This window comes from Pseudomonas sp. 37 R 15, assembly GCF_900004865.1.
In the GTDB taxonomy this organism is placed as follows: domain Bacteria; phylum Pseudomonadota; class Gammaproteobacteria; order Pseudomonadales; family Pseudomonadaceae; genus Aquipseudomonas; species Aquipseudomonas fluorescens_AM.
On sequence record NZ_CVTV01000056.1, the window covers coordinates 28772 to 45524 of the forward strand.

General features: G+C 61.0%; 14 protein-coding genes. 3 read left to right on the forward strand and 11 right to left on the reverse strand.

Annotation, left to right across the window (positions count from 1 at the left end; genetic code table 11):
• Window positions 1–75 precede the first annotated feature (75 nt).
• The 10 genes from BFQ04_RS21215 to BFQ04_RS21260 all read right to left on the reverse strand — a co-directional run bounded on the left by BFQ04_RS21215 (window position 76) and on the right by BFQ04_RS21260 (window position 12694).
• The gene (locus BFQ04_RS21215; protein ID WP_065952456.1) at window positions 76–2028 is read right to left on the reverse strand and encodes an acetoacetate--CoA ligase; all 1953 of its coding nucleotides are present in this window, start codon (window positions 2026–2028) and stop codon (window positions 76–78) included.
• 159 nt (window positions 2029–2187) lie between these two features.
• A complete protein-coding gene (locus BFQ04_RS21220) occupies window positions 2188–2961 on the reverse strand; it encodes a 3-hydroxybutyrate dehydrogenase (RefSeq protein WP_065952457.1) in 774 nt (257 codons plus the stop codon).
• Between the two features lie 7 nt (window positions 2962–2968).
• On the reverse strand, window positions 2969–4360 hold the full coding sequence (locus tag BFQ04_RS21225; RefSeq protein ID WP_065952458.1) for a GntP family permease: 1392 nt from the start codon (window positions 4358–4360) through the stop codon (window positions 2969–2971).
• 284 nt (window positions 4361–4644) lie between these two features.
• Entirely contained in the window at window positions 4645–6045 is a 1401-nt protein-coding gene (locus tag BFQ04_RS21230; RefSeq protein ID WP_065952459.1) for a sigma-54 interaction domain-containing protein, read from the reverse strand.
• 108 nt (window positions 6046–6153) lie between these two features.
• On the reverse strand, window positions 6154–7725 hold the full coding sequence (locus BFQ04_RS21235) for an ABC transporter ATP-binding protein (RefSeq protein WP_065952460.1): 1572 nt from the start codon (window positions 7723–7725) through the stop codon (window positions 6154–6156).
• Window positions 7726–7735: 10 nt separating this feature from the next.
• Window positions 7736–8758, reverse strand: coding sequence for an ABC transporter permease (locus BFQ04_RS21240; protein WP_065952461.1), 1023 nt, complete (start codon window positions 8756–8758; stop codon window positions 7736–7738).
• On the reverse strand, window positions 8758–9816 hold the full coding sequence (locus BFQ04_RS21245) for a microcin C ABC transporter permease YejB (RefSeq protein ID WP_065952462.1): 1059 nt from the start codon (window positions 9814–9816) through the stop codon (window positions 8758–8760). Before BFQ04_RS21245 ends, BFQ04_RS21240 begins: the two co-directional genes overlap by 1 nt.
• Complete coding sequence (locus BFQ04_RS21250) at window positions 9816–11675, reverse strand: extracellular solute-binding protein (RefSeq protein ID WP_065952463.1); 1860 nt, start codon at window positions 11673–11675, stop codon at window positions 9816–9818. The genes BFQ04_RS21245 and BFQ04_RS21250 overlap by 1 nt, the downstream gene beginning before the upstream one ends.
• A 128-nt stretch (window positions 11676–11803) precedes the next feature.
• A complete protein-coding gene (locus tag BFQ04_RS21255; protein WP_065952464.1) occupies window positions 11804–12085 on the reverse strand; it encodes a peptidylprolyl isomerase in 282 nt (93 codons plus the stop codon).
• Window positions 12086–12199: 114 nt separating this feature from the next.
• Window positions 12200–12694, reverse strand: a complete 495-nt coding sequence (locus BFQ04_RS21260) for a DUF1543 domain-containing protein (RefSeq protein ID WP_065952465.1) — start codon at window positions 12692–12694, stop codon at window positions 12200–12202.
• Window positions 12695–12800: 106 nt separating this feature from the next.
• Between BFQ04_RS21260 and BFQ04_RS21265 the strand changes: the two genes are divergently transcribed.
• Window positions 12801–13622, forward strand: a complete 822-nt coding sequence (locus BFQ04_RS21265; RefSeq protein WP_065952466.1) for an aldo/keto reductase — start codon at window positions 12801–12803, stop codon at window positions 13620–13622.
• 49 nt (window positions 13623–13671) lie between these two features.
• Here the strand turns inward: BFQ04_RS21265 and BFQ04_RS21270 are convergent, their stop codons facing one another.
• Entirely contained in the window at window positions 13672–14187 is a 516-nt protein-coding gene (locus BFQ04_RS21270) for an Hcp family type VI secretion system effector (protein ID WP_065952467.1), read from the reverse strand.
• A 475-nt stretch (window positions 14188–14662) separates the two neighbouring features.
• Between BFQ04_RS21270 and tssA the strand changes: the two genes are divergently transcribed.
• Both tssA and tssB read left to right on the forward strand, forming a co-directional pair.
• Entirely contained in the window at window positions 14663–16216 is a 1554-nt protein-coding gene (gene tssA, locus BFQ04_RS21275) for a type VI secretion system protein TssA (protein ID WP_065952468.1), read from the forward strand.
• A 24-nt stretch (window positions 16217–16240) separates the two neighbouring features.
• Window positions 16241–16750 (forward strand): type VI secretion system contractile sheath small subunit, encoded by a 510-nt coding sequence (tssB, locus tag BFQ04_RS21280; RefSeq protein ID WP_065952469.1) that lies wholly within the window; start codon window positions 16241–16243, stop codon window positions 16748–16750.
• Window positions 16751–16753: the final 3 nt, after the last annotated feature.

The following is a 16753-nucleotide window of genomic DNA, read 5'->3' on the forward strand; positions in this document are numbered from 1 at the left end:
TGGCTACCTCGAAAAATAGCATGCATTGCCGGTTTTTCTTCAAAACGCTGTATCAGCGCTGAAACCTTTCATCTGTCACGCCAGCTCAGGGCGGTCGCGAAATTGCTCGAGCGCCTGCGGATTGGCCAACGCATCGGTGTTTTTCACCGGTTCACCGTGCACGACGTTGCGCACTGCCAATTCGACGATCTTGCCGCTGATGGTGCGTGGGATATCCGTGACCGCGAGGATCTTCGCCGGTACGTGGCGCGGTGTGGTATTGGCGCGGATCACCTGGCGAATCTGCTGCTCCAGCGCTTCATCCAGTTGCACACCGTCGTCAAGGCGCACAAACAGCACCACGCGCACATCGTCCTGCCAGCGCTGGCCGATGGCGAGGCTTTCCAGCACCTGGGGGACTTTTTCCACCTGGCGATAGATCTCGGCGGTACCGATGCGCACGCCGCCAGGGTTGAGCACCGCGTCGGAGCGGCCGTGGATCAGCAGGCTGGCGTTGGGACGCTGCTCGGCATAGTCGCCCTGGGCCCATACGCCGGGGAACTGGCTGAAATACGAAGCGCGCAGTTTCTGCTGGTGTGGATCGTTCCACAGCCCGATGGGCATGGCCGGAAAGTGCCGGGTACACACCAGTTCGCCTTTTTCGCCGACCAGCGGCTGGCCCTGGTCGTCCCATACTTCGATGGCCATCCCCAGGCTCTTGCACTGCATTTCGCCACGGCGCACCGGCAGCACCGGGTTGCCGATCACGAAGCAGGAGACGATATCGGTGCCGCCGGACATGGACGACAGGCACAGCTCGCCCTTGATCTCGCGGTACACATAGTCGTAACTCTGGGGCGACAACGGCGAACCGGTGGAAATCAGGCCCTTGAGGCTGCTCAGGTGGTGGCTCAGGCGTGGCTGCAGCCCGGCTTTTTCCAGGGTGACGAGGAACTTGGGGCTGGTGCCGAACACACTGATGTTTTCCGCATCGATCAGGTCGATCAAACGCTCGGGGCCGGGATGGAACGGCGAGCCGTCATACAGCACTGCCGTGGCGCCAATCGCCAGCACCGACACCAGCCAGTTCCACATCATCCAGCCGCAGGTGGTGTAGTAGAACAGGCAGTCCTCGCGAGACAGGTCGGCATGCAGGCCATGTTCCTTGAGATGGGTGAGCAGCACGCCGCCGGTGCCGTGAATGATGCACTTGGGCACGCCGGTGGTGCCGCTGGAATAGAGGATATACAGCGGGTGATCGAACGGCACCGCGACAAATTCAGGCTCGCCGCCGGCCTGGTAGACGTCGTCCCACAGCGTGACCCGGGCTTGGGTGAGGTAGTCGCCGACCTGCGCCTGCGGGCGGGCGTAAGGCACGATGATCAGTTGCTCCAGGGACGGCAGCCGCGCGAGGATTTCATTGAGCTTGGCGCTCTGGTCGAGGGTCTTGCCGGCATAGCGATAACCGGCGCAGGTGATCAGCACCTTGGGTTCGATCTGACCGAACCGGTCGATGACGCCCTGAGTGCCGAAATCCGGCGAGGAGCACGACCAGATTGCGCCGAGACTGGTGGTGGCGAGCATGCCGACCAGGGTTTGCCAGGTGTTGGGCATGCACGCGGCCACCCGGTCACCGAGGCCGACCCCGGCCACGCGCAGGCTTTTTTGCAGGCCCGCCACGTGGGCGGCCAGCTCGGCGTAGGTCAGTTGTTCGCGCTGGCCGTCTTCGCTGATGGCAACCACGGCAGGGTGATCGTCGCGGCGGCGCAGCAAGTGCTCCGCGAAGTTCAATGTCGCGCCGGGAAACCATTGGGCGCTGGGCATTTCATTGCCTTCGACCAGCGTGGCGCTGGGCGGGCTGCGAAAGTGCACGTCGAAGAACGCCACGATGGCCTGCCAGAAGTCCGCGCGTTGGTCGATGCTCCATTGGTGCAGGGCGGGGTAGTCGTTGAGCTGCACATCGTGGCGAGCATTGATAAAACGTCGGAACTGGTCCATGCGCGTGTTGGCGATGCGTTCGGGGGAGGGTTGCCAGAGGATGTCGGACATAGCGAGATCTCTTGTTCTTTTACTGGTGTTCCAAACAATAGAGTTCCAGTGTGGGAGGGGGCTTGCCCCCGATGGCGGTAGTTCAGTTACAAATTTTCACTCTGACACACTGCCATCGGGGGCAAGCCCCCTCCCACATTTGATCTCCACTGCCTGGGGTTATTGGGCCAGCCAGCCGCCATCGATGTTCCACGCCGCACCCCGCACCTGGGCGCCGGCCTCGCTGCATAAGAACAGCACCAACTCACCCAACTGTGACGGCGTCACAAACTCCAGCGACGGCTGTTTTTCCGCGAGCAGATCCTGCTGCGCCTGCTGCGGCTCCACCCCACTGGCCACACGATCATCAATCTGCTTCTGCACCAGCGGCGTCAGTACCCAGCCTGGGCAAATGGCATTGCACGTCACGTTGCTGGTAGCGGTTTCCAGGCCCACGACTTTGGTCAGGCCGATTACCCCGTGCTTGGCCGCCACATAGGCTGCCTTGCCCACCGAACCGACCTGGCCATGCACCGAGGCGATATTGACGATGCGTCCCCAGCCCCTGGCCTTCATGCCCGGCAGGCTCAAGCGGGTGCTGTGGAACACCGATGACAGGTTGATGGCGATGATCGAGTCCCAACGCTCCACCGGAAAGTCTTCCACTGCCGCCACGTGCTGGATGCCGGCGTTATTGACCAGAATGTCGACGCCGCCGAACTCGTGCTCGGCGTAGGCGAGCATCTCGGCGATCTGTGCCGGGTCGCTGACGTCCGCCGGGTGATGCCCGACCTTGCCGCCCAATGCCTGCACCTGGGCGATCACCGCGCTGGCGTCGCCGAAGCCGTTGAGGATCAGGTTGGCGCCGGCCTTGGCCAGGCTCAGGGCAATGCCCAGGCCGATGCCGCTGGTGGAGCCGGTGACCAGAGCCGTCTTGCCGTTCAATCTCGTCATGAAGACCTCACACAATGCCGGTGGCGTAGAAAGTACCGATCACCACGAACACCGCAAGGGTCTTGATGATCGTGATGCCGAAAATGTCCTTGTAGGCTTCGCGGTGAGTCAGCCCGGTCACCGCCAACAGCGTGATGACCGCGCCGTTGTGGGGCAGGGTGTCCATGCCGCCGCTGGCCATGGCCGCGACCCGGTGCAGCACTTCAAGGGGGATATTGGCCGCATGGGCCGCTGAAATAAAGCTCTCGGACATGGCTGCCAGGGCGATGCTCATGCCGCCGGACGCGGAGCCGGTAATCCCCGCCAGCAGGGTCACGGTAATGGCTTCGTTGACCAGCGGGTTGGGGATGCCCTTGAGCCAGTCCGCCAGTACCAGAAAGCCCGGCAACGAGGCGATCACTGCACCGAAACCGTATTCCGAGGCAGTGTTCATCGCTGCCAGCAACGCGCCGCTGACCGCACTTTTACTGCCTTCGGCCAGCTTGCTCTTGATCGCCGAGAAGCCGCACACCAGCACCACGATAATCCCCACCAGCAACGCCGCCTGCACCGCCCAGATCGCAGTGAGTTTGGCAATTTCAGTGGTCACCGGGGCGCTCATGCCGGGCAGACTGAGGCTGTGGGTCTTGCCGTACCACTGCGGGATCCAGTGGGTGAACAGCAGGTTCATCACCCCCACCAGAATCAGCGGCGACAGCGCGATCCAGGGGTTGGGCAGGGTCAGGTTCTCGGCGGTTTCCGGTTCGTTGCGCAGCTCGGTGCCATAGCCTTCGCCCGCGCGCTGGGCCTTGTTGCGTTGGCGCGCCAGGTACAGCATGCCGGCGCAGAATACGAAGATCGTACCGATCAGCCCCAGCCACGGCGCCGCCCAGGCCGTGGTGTTGAAGAAGGTGCTGGGGATGATGTTCTGGATCTGCGGCGTGCCGGGCAGGGCGTCCATGGTGAACGAGAACGCGCCAAGGGCGATGGTGGCCGGGATCAGGCGCTTGGGGATATTGCTCTGGCGGAACATCTCCGCCGCAAACGGGTACACCGCAAAGACCACCACAAACAGCGACACACCGCCGTAGGTGAGCAGGGCGCAGACCAGTACGATCACCAGCATCGCCTGGCGCGTACCGAGCACACGAATGGCGGCGGCGACAATCGAGCGCGAAAAGCCTGACAGCTCGATCAGCTTGCCGAACACCGCGCCGAGCAGGAACACCGGGAAATACAGCTTGATAAAGCCGACCATCTTTTCCATGAACACCCCGGTAAAGGCCGGAGCGACAGCGGACGGGTCGGTGAGCAGCACAGCGCCAAGGGCAGCGATTGGGGCAAACAGGATGACGCTGTAGCCACGGTAGGCAGCCAGCATCAGCAGCGCCAGCGCTGCCAGGGCAATGATCACACTCATGGTGTGTCTCCATCGGATTGTTATTGTTGTGGGGTGGGGCTTTGGGGAGCTATAGCGAGATGTGTGCCAAGTATTTAACTTGTTGAAATAAAAGGTTATTTAGTGAGGTTTACGTTGAATTTTTTGGAGGCCGTCTCAATAGTGAGACAAACACAGCTCCAATGTGGGAGGGGGCTTGCTCCCGATGGCGGTATATCAGGTGTATATGCTTAACCTGACACACTGCTATCGGGGGCAAGCCCCCTCCCACATTGGATTGTCTTTATATTGAGAGAAGTGTCTCTTTAGGGAGACTGAGTTAGCCCAAGGGCGATCATTTTCTTGTACAGCGTCGACCGCCCCAGCCCCAACCGCTTGGCGGCCTCCACCACATTCCCCGCGCACGCCTGCAAAGCCTCATCGATCAACTGCCGATCAAACCGCGCCCGCGCCGCCGCAAACGTCTCACCCTCGACCGTGGCCACCGCACCGCTTGCCACCGGGCTGAACGTACCAATCGCCGCACGGATCTGTGCGGCGTTCAACAGCAGGTCATCACTCAACAACGCCGCCCGCTCAAGCACATTGCGCAGCTCGCGGATATTGCCCGGCCAGGCATGGTGGGCCAACAGTGTCAGCGCTTCGGGGCTCAACTCATGCCGGCTGCGCAGTTCTTCCAGAATCGCTTCGCTCAGCGCGGGGATGTCCTCCAGCCGTTCACGCAACGGCGGCACCTGGATCGGCAGGACATTGAGGCGGTAATACAGGTCTGCGCGGAACTCGCCACGCTTGATCGCCGCTTCCAGGTCCATGGAGGTGGCGGCAATCACCCGCACATCGCTGTGCAGCATCTCGTTGGAACCCACCGGTTCGAATTCCTTTTCCTGCAGCACCCGCAATAACTTGCTTTGCAGGGGCAGCGGCATGTCACCGATCTCATCCAGAAACAGCGTGCCACCCTGGGCGATCTGGAATTTTCCCGGCCGGCCCTTGCGGTCGGCGCCGGTAAACGCACCCGGTGCGGTGCCGAAAAACTCAGCCTCGAGCAGGTCATGGGGAATCGCCGCGCTGTTGATGCTGACGAACGCCTTGTGGGCGCGTGGCGACGCGCCATGGATGGCCTGGGCAAGCAGTTCCTTGCCGGTGCCGGTTTCACCGAGCAGCAGCACCGGCGATTCGGCGCTCGCACTGCGCCGCGCGCGGCGCTTGACTTCAAGGCTGGCGGCGCTGGTGCCGATAAAGTGCGCGAAGTTGTATTTGCTTTGCCGCGAGCGCAACAGCGAACGGGTGGACGCCAGCTCCTGCTGCATGCTCAGGTAGCGTTCGATCAGCGGCGACAGGTTGCGCAGCTCATCGAACAACGCAAACCCGATCGCACCGATCACCGCGCCCGCTTCATCGTGGATCGGCAGGCGCATCACCACCAGCGGGCCCTTGGGCGTGTCCTGGATATCCAGCAGGATCGGCCGGTCATTGCGCACCACCTGGCGCAACAGGCTATTGGAAATCACCTGCTCGCAGGGTTGGCCGATGGCCTGCTCGGCGCTTTGCAGGCCGAAACGCCTGGCGTAGCGTTCGTTCATCCAGACGATATTCGCGTCGCGATCGACAATCACCGTGCCTTCGCTGGACTGCTCGATGATCTCGAACAGCGACTGGATAGCCAGGCCACGAACCTGTTGGTAATCCTTGAGGCTGGTACTCATGGGTACAAAATCCTGTAGGCGCGAGCTTGCTCGCGAAGGTTATCAACGATAACGCGGCGCTTCTGGAGGAACTTGGAGTATTCAATTTCTTCGCGAGCAAGCTCGCTCCTACAGGGGAATGTGCGCCGCTGCCAGAAGCTCCCGGGTGTAGGGGTGTTGCGGCGACTCAAATACGTCATGACTGGCGCCACGTTCCACTACCTTGCCGTCCTTGACCACGATCATATCGTGGGCCATCGCACGCACCACCGCCAGGTCATGGCTGATGAACAGGTACGTCAGGCCGTATTTCTCCTGCAGTTCGCGCAGCAGCGCCACCACTTGTTTTTGCACCGTACGGTCCAACGCCGAGGTGGGTTCATCCAGCAGCATCAGCGCCGGCCTGAGCACCAGCGCACGCGCAATGGCGATACGTTGCCGCTGGCCGCCGGAAAACTCATGGGGGTAGCGATGGCGGCTGGCGGGGTCCAGGCCCACATCCTTGAGGACCTGGATCACTTGCGCTTCGCGCGCGTCGAGGCTGCACGGGGCGTGCACTTGCAGGCCCTCGCTGATGATCTGCTGCACTGACATGCGTGGACTGAGGCTGCCATAGGGGTCCTGGAACACGACCTGCATCTGCTTGCGCCACGGCCGCATCTGCTGATGAGTGAGCGGGTCGAGGGCCTGGCCCTGGAAGCGGATGCTGCCGCTGGAGTCCAGCAAGCGCAAAATCGCCTGGCCGAGGGTGGACTTGCCCGAGCCGGACTCGCCGACAATCCCCAGGGTCTTGCCCCGTTGCACGCTCAGGCTGATGCCGTCCACCGCGCGCAGGTAGGTCTTGGGCCGAAAAAGCCCGCCGCCGAGGCGAAACTGCACGGTCAGGTCATCGACCTGCAAGACCGTCTCGCGCTCGTCGCTGCACAGCGCATCGCCGGAAGGCTCGGCGTCCAGCAGCAGGCGGCTGTAAGGGTGCTGGGGCGCCGTGAACAGCGTCTGGCAATCGGCCTGCTCGACGATCTCTCCGGCGCGCATCACGCACACCCGCTGGGCAATGCTGCGCACCAGGTTGAGGTCATGGCTGATCAGCAGCAGTGACATGCCCAGGCGTTGCTGCAGGGACTTGAGCAACAGCAGGATCTTGCGCTGCACGGTCACGTCCAGCGCGGTGGTGGGTTCGTCGGCAATCAGCAGCTCCGGCTCGCAGGCCAGGGCCATGGCGATCATCACCCGCTGGCGCTGGCCACCGGAGAGTTGATGGGGATAGGCCTTGAGCCGCTCCCGCGGCTTCTGGATGCCCACCAGGTCGAGCAGTTCGAGGATGCGCGCCTGCGCCGCCTTGCCGCCCAGGCCCTTGTGCAGCAGCAGGGTCTCGCCGATCTGCTTTTGGACCGTATGCAGCGGGTTCAGCGAGGTCATCGGCTCCTGAAAGATCATGGCAATGCGGTTGCCGCGCAGCTTTTGCAGGGCCGCAGGTGACGCGCCCATCAACTCCTGGCCACGGTACTTCACCGAGCCTGTGCTGTGCGCGCCGGCTTCGGGCAGCAATTGCAGGATCGAGTGGGCGGTCACGGATTTGCCCGAGCCCGACTCGCCAACCAGCGCCAGGCATTCGCCTGGGCGTACGTCCAGGCTCACATTGTGCACCACGGTCTGGCCGCCGAACGCCACGCACAGGTCACGGATTTCAATCAGGTTCATACGCGGTCACTCATGAGCGAGGGTCGAAGGCATCACGCAACGCCTCGCCGATAAACACCAGCAGCGACAGGATCAGCGCCAGGGTGAAAAATGCCGTCAGGCCCAGCCACGGCGCTTGCAGGTTCTGCTTGCCCTGGGCGATCAACTCACCCAGCGAAGCACTGCCGGCCGGCATGCCGAAGCCGAGGAAGTCCAGGGCGCTCAAGGTCGAAATCGCCCCGGTCAGGATGAACGGTAAATAGCTCAAGGTCGCGGTCATGGCATTGGGCAGGATATGCCGGGCGATGATCTTGCCGTCGCCCAGTCCCAGGGCGCGTGCGGCCTTGACGTACTCCAGGTTGCGCCCGCGCAGGAACTCGGCACGCACCACATCCACCAGGGCCAGCCAGGAGAACAGCGCCATGATCCCCAGCAGCCACCAGAAATTCGGCTCGACGAACCCCGACAGAATAATCAGCAGGTACAGCACCGGCAGGCCCGACCACACCTCCAGGATGCGTTGGCCGAGCAAGTCCACCCAGCCGCCGTAGTAACCCTGCAATGCGCCAGCAGCGATGCCGATGGCCGCGCTGATCGCGGTCAACGCCAGGGCGAACAGGATCGACACCCGCGCGCCGAAAATCACCCGCGCCAGCACATCCCGCGACTGGTCATCGGTGCCCAGCCAGTTCACCGTCGACGGCGGGCTGGGGGCAGGGCGGGTCAATTCATAGTTGGGTGTGTCGTCGCTGAAGGGGATGGGGGGAAACAGCATCCAGCCGCCGTCCTGCCTTATCAGCTTTTGCACGTAGTCACTGCGGTAGTCGGCCTGGAACGGCAGTTGCCCGCCGAACTGCTGCTCGGTGTAGCGTTTGAATACCGGGAAATACAGCTCGTTCTTGAAACTGAGCACCAGGGGCTTGTCATTGGCGATCAGCTCGCCGCCCAGTGTCAGCATGAACAGGCCGATGAAGAGCCATAGGGACCACCAGCCACGACGGTTCTTCTTGAATCGCTCAAAACGCCGACGTGCCACGGGAGACAGATTGAGCATCAGGCGTTCCTCGCGGCAAAGTCGATACGCGGGTCCACCAGGGTGTAGCAGAGGTCACCGATGAGTTTGATCAAGAGGCCGAACAGGGTAAAGATAAACAGCGAACCAAACACCACCGGGTAATCCCGCGACACCGCAGCCTCATAGCTCATGCGGCCCAGGCCATCGAGAGAGAAGATCACCTCGATCAGCAGCGAGCCCGCGAAGAACACGCTGATGAACGCCTGGGGAATCCCGGAAATCACCAGCAGCATCGCGTTGCGAAACACATGGCCGTAGAGCACGCGACGCTCGCTCAAACCCTTGGCGCGCGCGGTCACCACGTACTGTCGGGTGATTTCGTTGAGGAACGAGTTCTTGGTGAGGATGGTCAGGGTGGCGAACCCGCCGATCACCAGCGCCGTGACCGGCAATACCAGGTGCCAGAAGTAGTCGGCGATCTTGCCCACGGTGCTCAGTGCTTCGAAATTCTCCGACACCAACCCGCGCACCGGGAACCAGTTCAGCGAAGTGCCGCCGGCAAATATTACGATCAGGAACATCGCGAACAGGAACGCCGGCATCGCATAGCCGATCACGATGGCGGTGCTGCTCCATACATCAAAGCTGCTGCCATGGCGCACCGCCTTGCGTATCCCCAGGGGGATCGACACCAGGTAAGTAATCAAGGTGGCCCACAGGCCGAGGGAAATGGTGACCGGCATCTTTTCCAGGATCAGGTCGATCACCGTCGCGCCGCGAAAGAAGCTGTTGCCGAAGTCCAGTCGGGCGTAGCTCTTGAGCATCAGCCACAGGCGTTCCGGCGCAGGCTTGTCGAAGCCGTATTGCTTTTCGATGTCCTTGATCAGTTTCGGGTCCAGGCCGCGGCTGGCCCGCGAGCCGCTGATGCCTTCGCCGGCAGCGCCTGCGACACCGCCCCCGCCGATGCCTTGCAGGTGGGCAATGGCTTGTTCGACCGGCCCGCCCGGCGCGGCCTGCACGATCACGAAATTGACCAGCAGGATGATCACCAGGGTCGGGATGATCAACAGCAGGCGCCGCACGATATAGGCAAACATCAGCGCTTACCTCCACGTTGTTCCAGCTTGGCGCGCATCTGCTCGTCTGTCAGCGGCGTCGGGCTGACTTCCCACCAGGTTTCCAGCGCTTCATCGTTTTTCGCCTCGATGGCCGGGCGGCCGAAGCGATTCCACCACGCCGCGGAGGTGCCGGGTGGGTAGTAATTGGGAATCCACAGGTAGTTCCATTGCAGCACCCGATCCAGCGCGTGGGCGTAGGTGAGCATCTGCGCCTGGGTGTCGGCCTTGACCAGGCCCTTGACCAGGCTGTCGACGGCCGGATCCTGCAGCACCATATAGTTATTGGCGCCCGGATCGAACGCGGCGGCGGAACCGAAGAAATTGTACAGCTCCATGCCCGGCGATGCCGTGACCGGAAAGCCGGTGACAATCATGTCGTAATCCCGTGCCATCAAGCGGTTGACGTATTGGGAGGAGTCGATGCGGCGGATATTCAAGGTGATACCGATTTGCGCCAGGTTGCGCTTGTACGGCAGCAGCAGACGTTCCACACCCGCCTGGGCATTGAGGAAGGTGAATGCCAGCGGCTCGCCCTCGGCATTGACCAGTCTGTCGCCGTCAGGCTTCCAGCCCGCTTGCTCCAGCAGGGCCAGGGCCTGCAACTGCTTATCGCGGATCACGCCGCTGCCATCGGTGACAGGCGCCTTGAACACCTGGGTAAACACTTCATCGGGAATCTGCCCGCGCAAGGGTTCAAGGATCGCCAGTTCTTCCTGGGTCGGTAACTGGGTGGCGGCAAGCGGGCTATTGGAGAAATAGCTCTGCTGACGGATGTACAGGTTGCGCATCATCTGCCGGTTGGCCCATTCGAAATCCCATAGCATGGCCAGGGCCTGGCGCACGCGACGGTCCTTGAACATCGGCTTTTGCACATTGAACACATAGCCCTGAGCCGGCTGCGGCATCTCCTTGGCCAAATGCGCGCGCTGCAGGCGGCCATCGTCAAGGGCCGGGCCGTTATAGCCGATGGAGTAGCCGGTGGCGGAAAACTCCCGGTTGAAATCGTAGGCGCCGCCGCGCAGCACCTGGCGCGCCACTTCGGTGTCGCCGAAATACTCCAGGCTCAGGTGATCGAAGTTGTAGAGGCCACGGCTGACGGGCAAATCCTTGCCCCACCAATCGGGATCGCGGGTAAAGGTGATGGTGCTGCCGGAGTCGATCTTGCTCACTTTATACGGGCCACTGCCCAGAGGGGCTTCATAGCCGCCGCCATTGGCGAAGTCGCGGGTCTTCCACCAATGTTCGGGAAACACTGGCAGGGTGGCGATATCCAGGGGCAGGGTGCGGTTTTCATTGCTGGCAAAGTCGAAACGCACCTGGCGCTCGCCTTCGACTTCGACATGCTTGACGTCGGCAAACAGCGTGCGAAAACGCAGGCTGCCTTGGGTCATCAATAAATCGAAGCTGTAACGCACGTCTTCGGCGGTAATCGGTTTGCCATCGGCAAAACGCGCCTTGGGGTTGAGGTAGAAACGCAGCGACAGACCGTCGTCGGCGCGCTCCATTTTTTCGGCAACCAGGCCGTAGACCGTATAAGGCTCGTCCAGGGAGCGCTGGGCCAGCGGCGCATACAGCCAGCCATCCACCTGGGACACGCCGATGCCTTTGTCGATATACGGCAAGACATGGTCAAAGCGCCCGATCTCCAGGGCGGAGCGGCGCAGGCTGCCGCCTTTGGGCGCATCCGGGTTGGCATAGTCGAAATGGCTGAAGCCGTCGGGGTATTTGGCCGGCTCGCCGTACACCGTGAGGGAGGCTTGTGGCGCTGCTATCACGGCGGTGCCTGTCAGGAACAGGACCAGGGTGATGCTCAACAGTTTTGGAAAAGCCAATCGCATTATCAGCCTTGAGCGCGGATGAACATAAATAGAGAGCGGTACGTTAACGACTTAAGCGTCGTCAGTCATCACATGCACAACGGCCCACCAAATGGCGGGCCGTTGTTTACAGCATCAGCACGGACCGATCAGTCCTGGCGGCTGGTGACTTCCAGCAGGTGATAACCGAACTGGGTTTTTACCGGGCCTTGTACGGTATTGACCGGGGCGCTGAAGACGACGCTGTCGAATTCCTTGACCATCTGGCCTGGGCCGAACGAACCCAGGTCACCGCCTTGACGGCTGGACGGGCAGCTGGAGTTGGCTTTGGCGACTTCGGCGAAATCAGCGCCGCCTTCGATCTGGGTCTTGAGTTCGTTGCACTTTTCTTCAGTGGAAACGAGGATGTGGCGGGCGGTGGCTTTGGCCATGGAAAATAACTCCTTAAGTGAAAAACGGTGAGCCTACCGGATTCAGGCGGTTATTTCCCGGCAAAGTTCCACCGGCGTGCCTGACCGGCTGAGGAATGGCCTGGCGCGCGGGTTTCAGGCCAAAACGATGTAGTCGTTCTGCTGGACGATGGGGGCGTGCGGGCCCTTGACCAGATGGATATAGCGACCGTCCACCAGGTCGATGGGCAGACAATCGTCGATATCCATGACCGCGTCGGTGTGGGCCTGGGACCAGTGGCGCAACAGGTGCTGCTTGCCCTTGCTCATCGCTTCGCGTTTGTCGCGCGCGACCAGCAACAGGTAGTGATGGGCCTCGCCAAAGCTGTTGGCCTCATAGCCGCCCAGGTTGATGAAATACAAGTGAGGCGCCTCGCCGTGCGGCGCCAATTGGCTGAATTGGACCTTCCAGCCGTCGACACCATCGACCGCCATCCACGAATCGATGTGCACGCCCTTGGGGCTGCCAAACCAGGCGTCGCGCAATTGCGGGTAGGTGGCTTGCAGCGTATCCGCGACGGCAAACGCCACATCGTGTACTTCGATCCGGGCCCTGGGGTGCTTGCCCCCGAGCATGACAACAAACAGCATTGCGGGTGATTCCTGGCGATTGATCAAAGGCCAACCATACTGCGATTGAACCCTTTTGTCCGGTCAATGCCACACTGTTAATTCGCGAACTCATCAGGAGGTTGTCATGCGTACTATCGATCTGGCCGGCGTTCCCGTCCCTGTCATCGGCCAGGGAACCTGGCGCATGGGCGAAGACCCGAACCGGCGCCGCGCCGAAGTGGGCGCATTGCAACTGGGTATCGACGAGGGCCTGACCCTGATCGACACCGCTGAAATGTATGGCGAAGGCGGTGCGGAAAAGGTGGTCGGCGAGGCCATCCAGGGCAGGCGCGACCAGGTATTCCTGGTGAGCAAGGTGTACCCGCACAATGCCAGCCGCACGGGTGTGCCCCGCGCGTGCGAAGCGAGCCTTCAGCGCCTGGGCACCGACTACATCGATCTGTACCTGCTGCACTGGCGCGGCCAGTACCCTCTTGAAGAAACCGTCGAAGCGTTCGAGCGTTTGCGCGAAGCAGGCAAGATCGGCCGTTGGGGGGTTTCCAATTTTGATGTGGCAGACCTGCAGGAACTGGCATCCCCTGTGTGCGCAACCAATCAGGTGCTCTACAACATTGAAGAGCGTGGTATTGAATTCGACCTGCTGCCGTGGTGGCAACAGCACCATTTGCCCCTGATGGCTTACTGTCCTGTCGCCCAGGGCGGTGCACTGTTGGCGAGCCCGACGCTCAAGCAGATCGCCCATCGCCATGAGGCGACCGCTGCGCAAGTCGCCCTCGCCTGGGTCTTGCGTCAGGAGGGCGTCATTGCCATCCCCAAGGCAGTGACGCCCGAACACATACGGCAAAACGCTGCCGCTGCGAAGCTGGTATTGGACGAGCATGACCTGGACGCCATTGATCGCGTGTTTGGCGCGCCCAAGCGCAAGCACCCGCTGGCCATGGTGTAGTCCCAGCAGGAACGGTGCCTTCCCTGGACCGTTCCCGCCTGCGCCGCGGTCAGCTGGCCACAGGATTGCGCCAGTCATCAGAGCCGGACGTGCCGGCTACTTCATGGGTCCAGACGATCTTGCGATAGCTGAAGTACACGTCCTCCAGGTGGGTGAAATGGGCGTTGTCCGGGTCCTGGCAATTGGGCATGCGCGACTGGATGTCCACAATCGTCGCGCCTTCCAGTTCGACGGTGAAGTAGTGCTCCTGGGTGCCTGCCGAAGAGGTACGAAACCATTCCAGCCGGCACGACACTTCTTCTCCCGAAGTCAGTGCACTGAATAGCAGGGGCGAGGACTTGTCGAAGACCTTGCTGATCATCAGCGGTTTGTGTGCACGCTGGCCGGTAGGCTGCCCCGATTGCGGATCCCGGGGAATGATCACCTGATGCGCAAACGCCTGGACCAGGATCTGATCTTCATGGCCTTCCTGATAAATGTTTCCTACCGAGTCCTGGGTAAATGTACCTGCGGTGATCAAACCTTGTTTGACACCGGTGATGGAGAGGTACGCGGGTGTTGGCATGACGGGTTTCCTTGTCTGATTGAGTAGGTACCCCCGAACAGCAAAGTTGCCGGGCGGTTAAAGGCCTATAACAAAAAGCGTGCCGGAAAGTGCGTGGGTCAATGAAGTCAGGGCGATCTGGTTGGAAAAATTTAATAGCTCAATGCGTTGTGGGTTTTTGGCGGTTATTCAGTAATTGAAGTTGCGCATAAGTGCGCAGTTAATTGCTCGTGGTGGTGAGTGAGCGATTAAGCGCAGGTGCGGATAATTGAAGGATTTTTCAGTTGATTAAGTGCGCAAATCCTTGCGCAGGCCACGATTTTAGAGGGTCGTAGGAAATTCCTTAAGTCCTGCTCTGCGGCTTGCTGGTTGTTTTTAAGGTGGCTAAGGTTTGTTCACTTCGTAGCGTGTTGAACGCGGGGTTAGCGGCACTCAGATACGTGTTTCATGGTATCTGGTTTGCCTATTCTGCCTTCTTAGTTGTGTGCGGCCAAAAATGGTTCATTCAGAAAAGCTTTATGCTTATTACCAGGAACTTGCACGAACCCCCTGTTCGCCAGGGAATTTCGCTGGCAACGACGTGCGGTTTTCGAGTGAGTTTGAAACCGTGGAAACCGAGGTCGCCAAGACACAATCGATACATGGTGGGAGCCTGCCGAATTGGCAGCAGGTCTGCGACATCAGTGAGCGCATGCTGCGTGAGCAATCCAAGGATCTTCGCGTCGCTGTATGGCTGACCTGGGCGCTGCACCAGCGTGATTCATTTCCTGGGTTGCTGGCCGGTCTTGGTTTGCTGGTTTATCTCTGTGAGCATCACTGGGCACCGGTGTATCCCGCCAAGCCACGTACCCGCGTTGCCGCGTTGGGCTGGCTGGTGACGCGCCTCGACTCGCTCTTCTCGCATAACCTGTCTCTTGTCGACCAGTTGCCCTTGTTCCGGGCACTGCATGAACACCTCGTACGCCTTGATGAACTGTTGAACGAGCATCTGGGTAGCGATGCGCCGTTGTTGTTGCCGAGCCGACGACAACTGGCGGAGCGTCTGGCGCGTGCCACACAAGGCGGTGTGGAGCCGGCGGGCATCGCGGGCGTCATTGCCCAGGTCAAGCAGGCGGGCACGCAACTGCTCAAGCCTGAATCGCCCATCAACAACGAGAAGGATGCCCACAAAGCGCTGCGCGCCTTACAGGAACAGGCCCGCACGTTATGTACCTGGTGGTTGCGCCAGAATGCCACCGACCTGCGCGCCTTGCGTCTGGGACGCACCTTGGCCTGGCTGAGCCTCGTCAACTATCCCGATGCCAACAGTGAGGGGGTGACGGCGTTGCGCCCGCTGGCTCCCGACAAGCTTAACCGTTACCAGGATCGTCTCAGTCACGGCCATCACGCCGAGCTGTTGCTTGAACTCGAGGCCAGCCTGGCGGGCGCATTGTTCTGGTTCGATGGCCTGCGCATGGTCTGGGAATGCCTTGAAGCCTTGCATGCGAGCCAGGCGATGACTGAGCTGGAAATGAGTTTCGCGCTGTTATTGCAACGTTTGCCGAACCTGCCTGAATTGCGCTTTGACGACGGTACCCCGTTTGCGGCCCCGGCGACCTGTGAGTGGATCACGCTCCATGTGATTCGCCACCTGCACAAACCCGAGTCTTTCAATGCTGTCGCCGATGTCGGCAGCGAACCCTGGGAAGCCGCCTTGCAGGCGGCCATGCCAAGCTTGCGCAAGGAGGGGCTCAAGACTGCAGTGAGCGTGCTCACGCAAGGTTTGAAGAGCGCGTGCAGTGAACGCGCGCGCTTTCATTGGCGGCTGGCGCTGGCCAGGTTATGCGTGCGGGCGGGCAAGCCTGACTTGGGCAGGATTCAACTGGAACAGCTGGACCTCGAATTACAGCGCGCGGGCCTGGACCGCTGGGAGCCGGAACTGGCCTTGCACGTCGGTCGGCTTCTGTACCGCTGCTATGACCTGTTGCCACAAAGCCACGCCGTGCGCGAAAGCAAGGACGCCACGCACCGCCGGTTGTGCCATTTCGATCTGGAAGCGGTACTCGAATAAAAAATCATCATAAGGAGAAACACCATGGCCAAAGACGGTTCGGTAGCACCCAAGGAACGTATCAATATCACCTTCAAACCCGCGGTTGGTGGTGCGCAGGAAGAAGTTGAGCTGCCGTTGAAACTGCTGGCGCTGGGGGATTTTTCACAACGCGAGGACCCGCGCAAGCTTGAGGACCGCAAGCCTATCGGAATCGACAGGAACAGCTTCGATGAGGTGTTGGCCAAACAGGCCCTGAACTTGACATTGAGCGTGCCCAATCGCCTCCAGGAAGACGCTGACGTCGAAGACCTGGCGATCCAGGTCCGGATCAACTCGATGAAGGATTTCAACCCCGCCAACCTGGTCGAGCAGATACCGCAGCTGCAAAAGCTGATGGTGCTGCGAGAGGCATTGGTGGCGCTCAAGGGGCCGCTGGGCAACACCCCGAGCTTTCGCAAAGCCATTGAGCAGGCACTGGCCGATGACGACTCCCGTGTTCGGGTACTGGCCGAGCTGGGGCTGAGCAACGCTGATGCCGAACCTATTCAGTAAAAG

What these genes read in the sequence shown, in the direction of transcription:
- BFQ04_RS21220 (WP_065952457.1), bottom strand. Translation starts at nt 2,961, where the DNA reads ATGACGAGATTGAACGGCAAGACGGCTCTGGTCACCGGCTCCACCAGC.
- BFQ04_RS21260 (WP_065952465.1), bottom strand. Translation starts at nt 12,694, where the DNA reads ATGCTGTTTGTTGTCATGCTCGGGGGCAAGCACCCCAGGGCCCGGATC.
- BFQ04_RS21240 (WP_065952461.1), bottom strand. Translation starts at nt 8,758, where the DNA reads ATGCTCAATCTGTCTCCCGTGGCACGTCGGCGTTTTGAGCGATTCAAG.
- BFQ04_RS21225 (WP_065952458.1), bottom strand. Translation starts at nt 4,360, where the DNA reads ATGAGTGTGATCATTGCCCTGGCAGCGCTGGCGCTGCTGATGCTGGCT.
- BFQ04_RS21265 (WP_065952466.1), top strand. Translation starts at nt 12,801, where the DNA reads ATGCGTACTATCGATCTGGCCGGCGTTCCCGTCCCTGTCATCGGCCAG.
- tssB (WP_065952469.1), top strand. Translation starts at nt 16,241, where the DNA reads ATGGCCAAAGACGGTTCGGTAGCACCCAAGGAACGTATCAATATCACC.
- tssA (WP_065952468.1), top strand. Translation starts at nt 14,663, where the DNA reads ATGGTTCATTCAGAAAAGCTTTATGCTTATTACCAGGAACTTGCACGA.
- BFQ04_RS21255 (WP_065952464.1), bottom strand. Translation starts at nt 12,085, where the DNA reads ATGGCCAAAGCCACCGCCCGCCACATCCTCGTTTCCACTGAAGAAAAG.
- BFQ04_RS21235 (WP_065952460.1), bottom strand. Translation starts at nt 7,725, where the DNA reads ATGAACCTGATTGAAATCCGTGACCTGTGCGTGGCGTTCGGCGGCCAG.
- BFQ04_RS21250 (WP_065952463.1), bottom strand. Translation starts at nt 11,675, where the DNA reads ATGCGATTGGCTTTTCCAAAACTGTTGAGCATCACCCTGGTCCTGTTC.
- BFQ04_RS21245 (WP_065952462.1), bottom strand. Translation starts at nt 9,816, where the DNA reads ATGTTTGCCTATATCGTGCGGCGCCTGCTGTTGATCATCCCGACCCTG.
- BFQ04_RS21215 (WP_065952456.1), bottom strand. Translation starts at nt 2,028, where the DNA reads ATGTCCGACATCCTCTGGCAACCCTCCCCCGAACGCATCGCCAACACG.
- BFQ04_RS21270 (WP_065952467.1), bottom strand. Translation starts at nt 14,187, where the DNA reads ATGCCAACACCCGCGTACCTCTCCATCACCGGTGTCAAACAAGGTTTG.
- BFQ04_RS21230 (WP_065952459.1), bottom strand. Translation starts at nt 6,045, where the DNA reads ATGAGTACCAGCCTCAAGGATTACCAACAGGTTCGTGGCCTGGCTATC.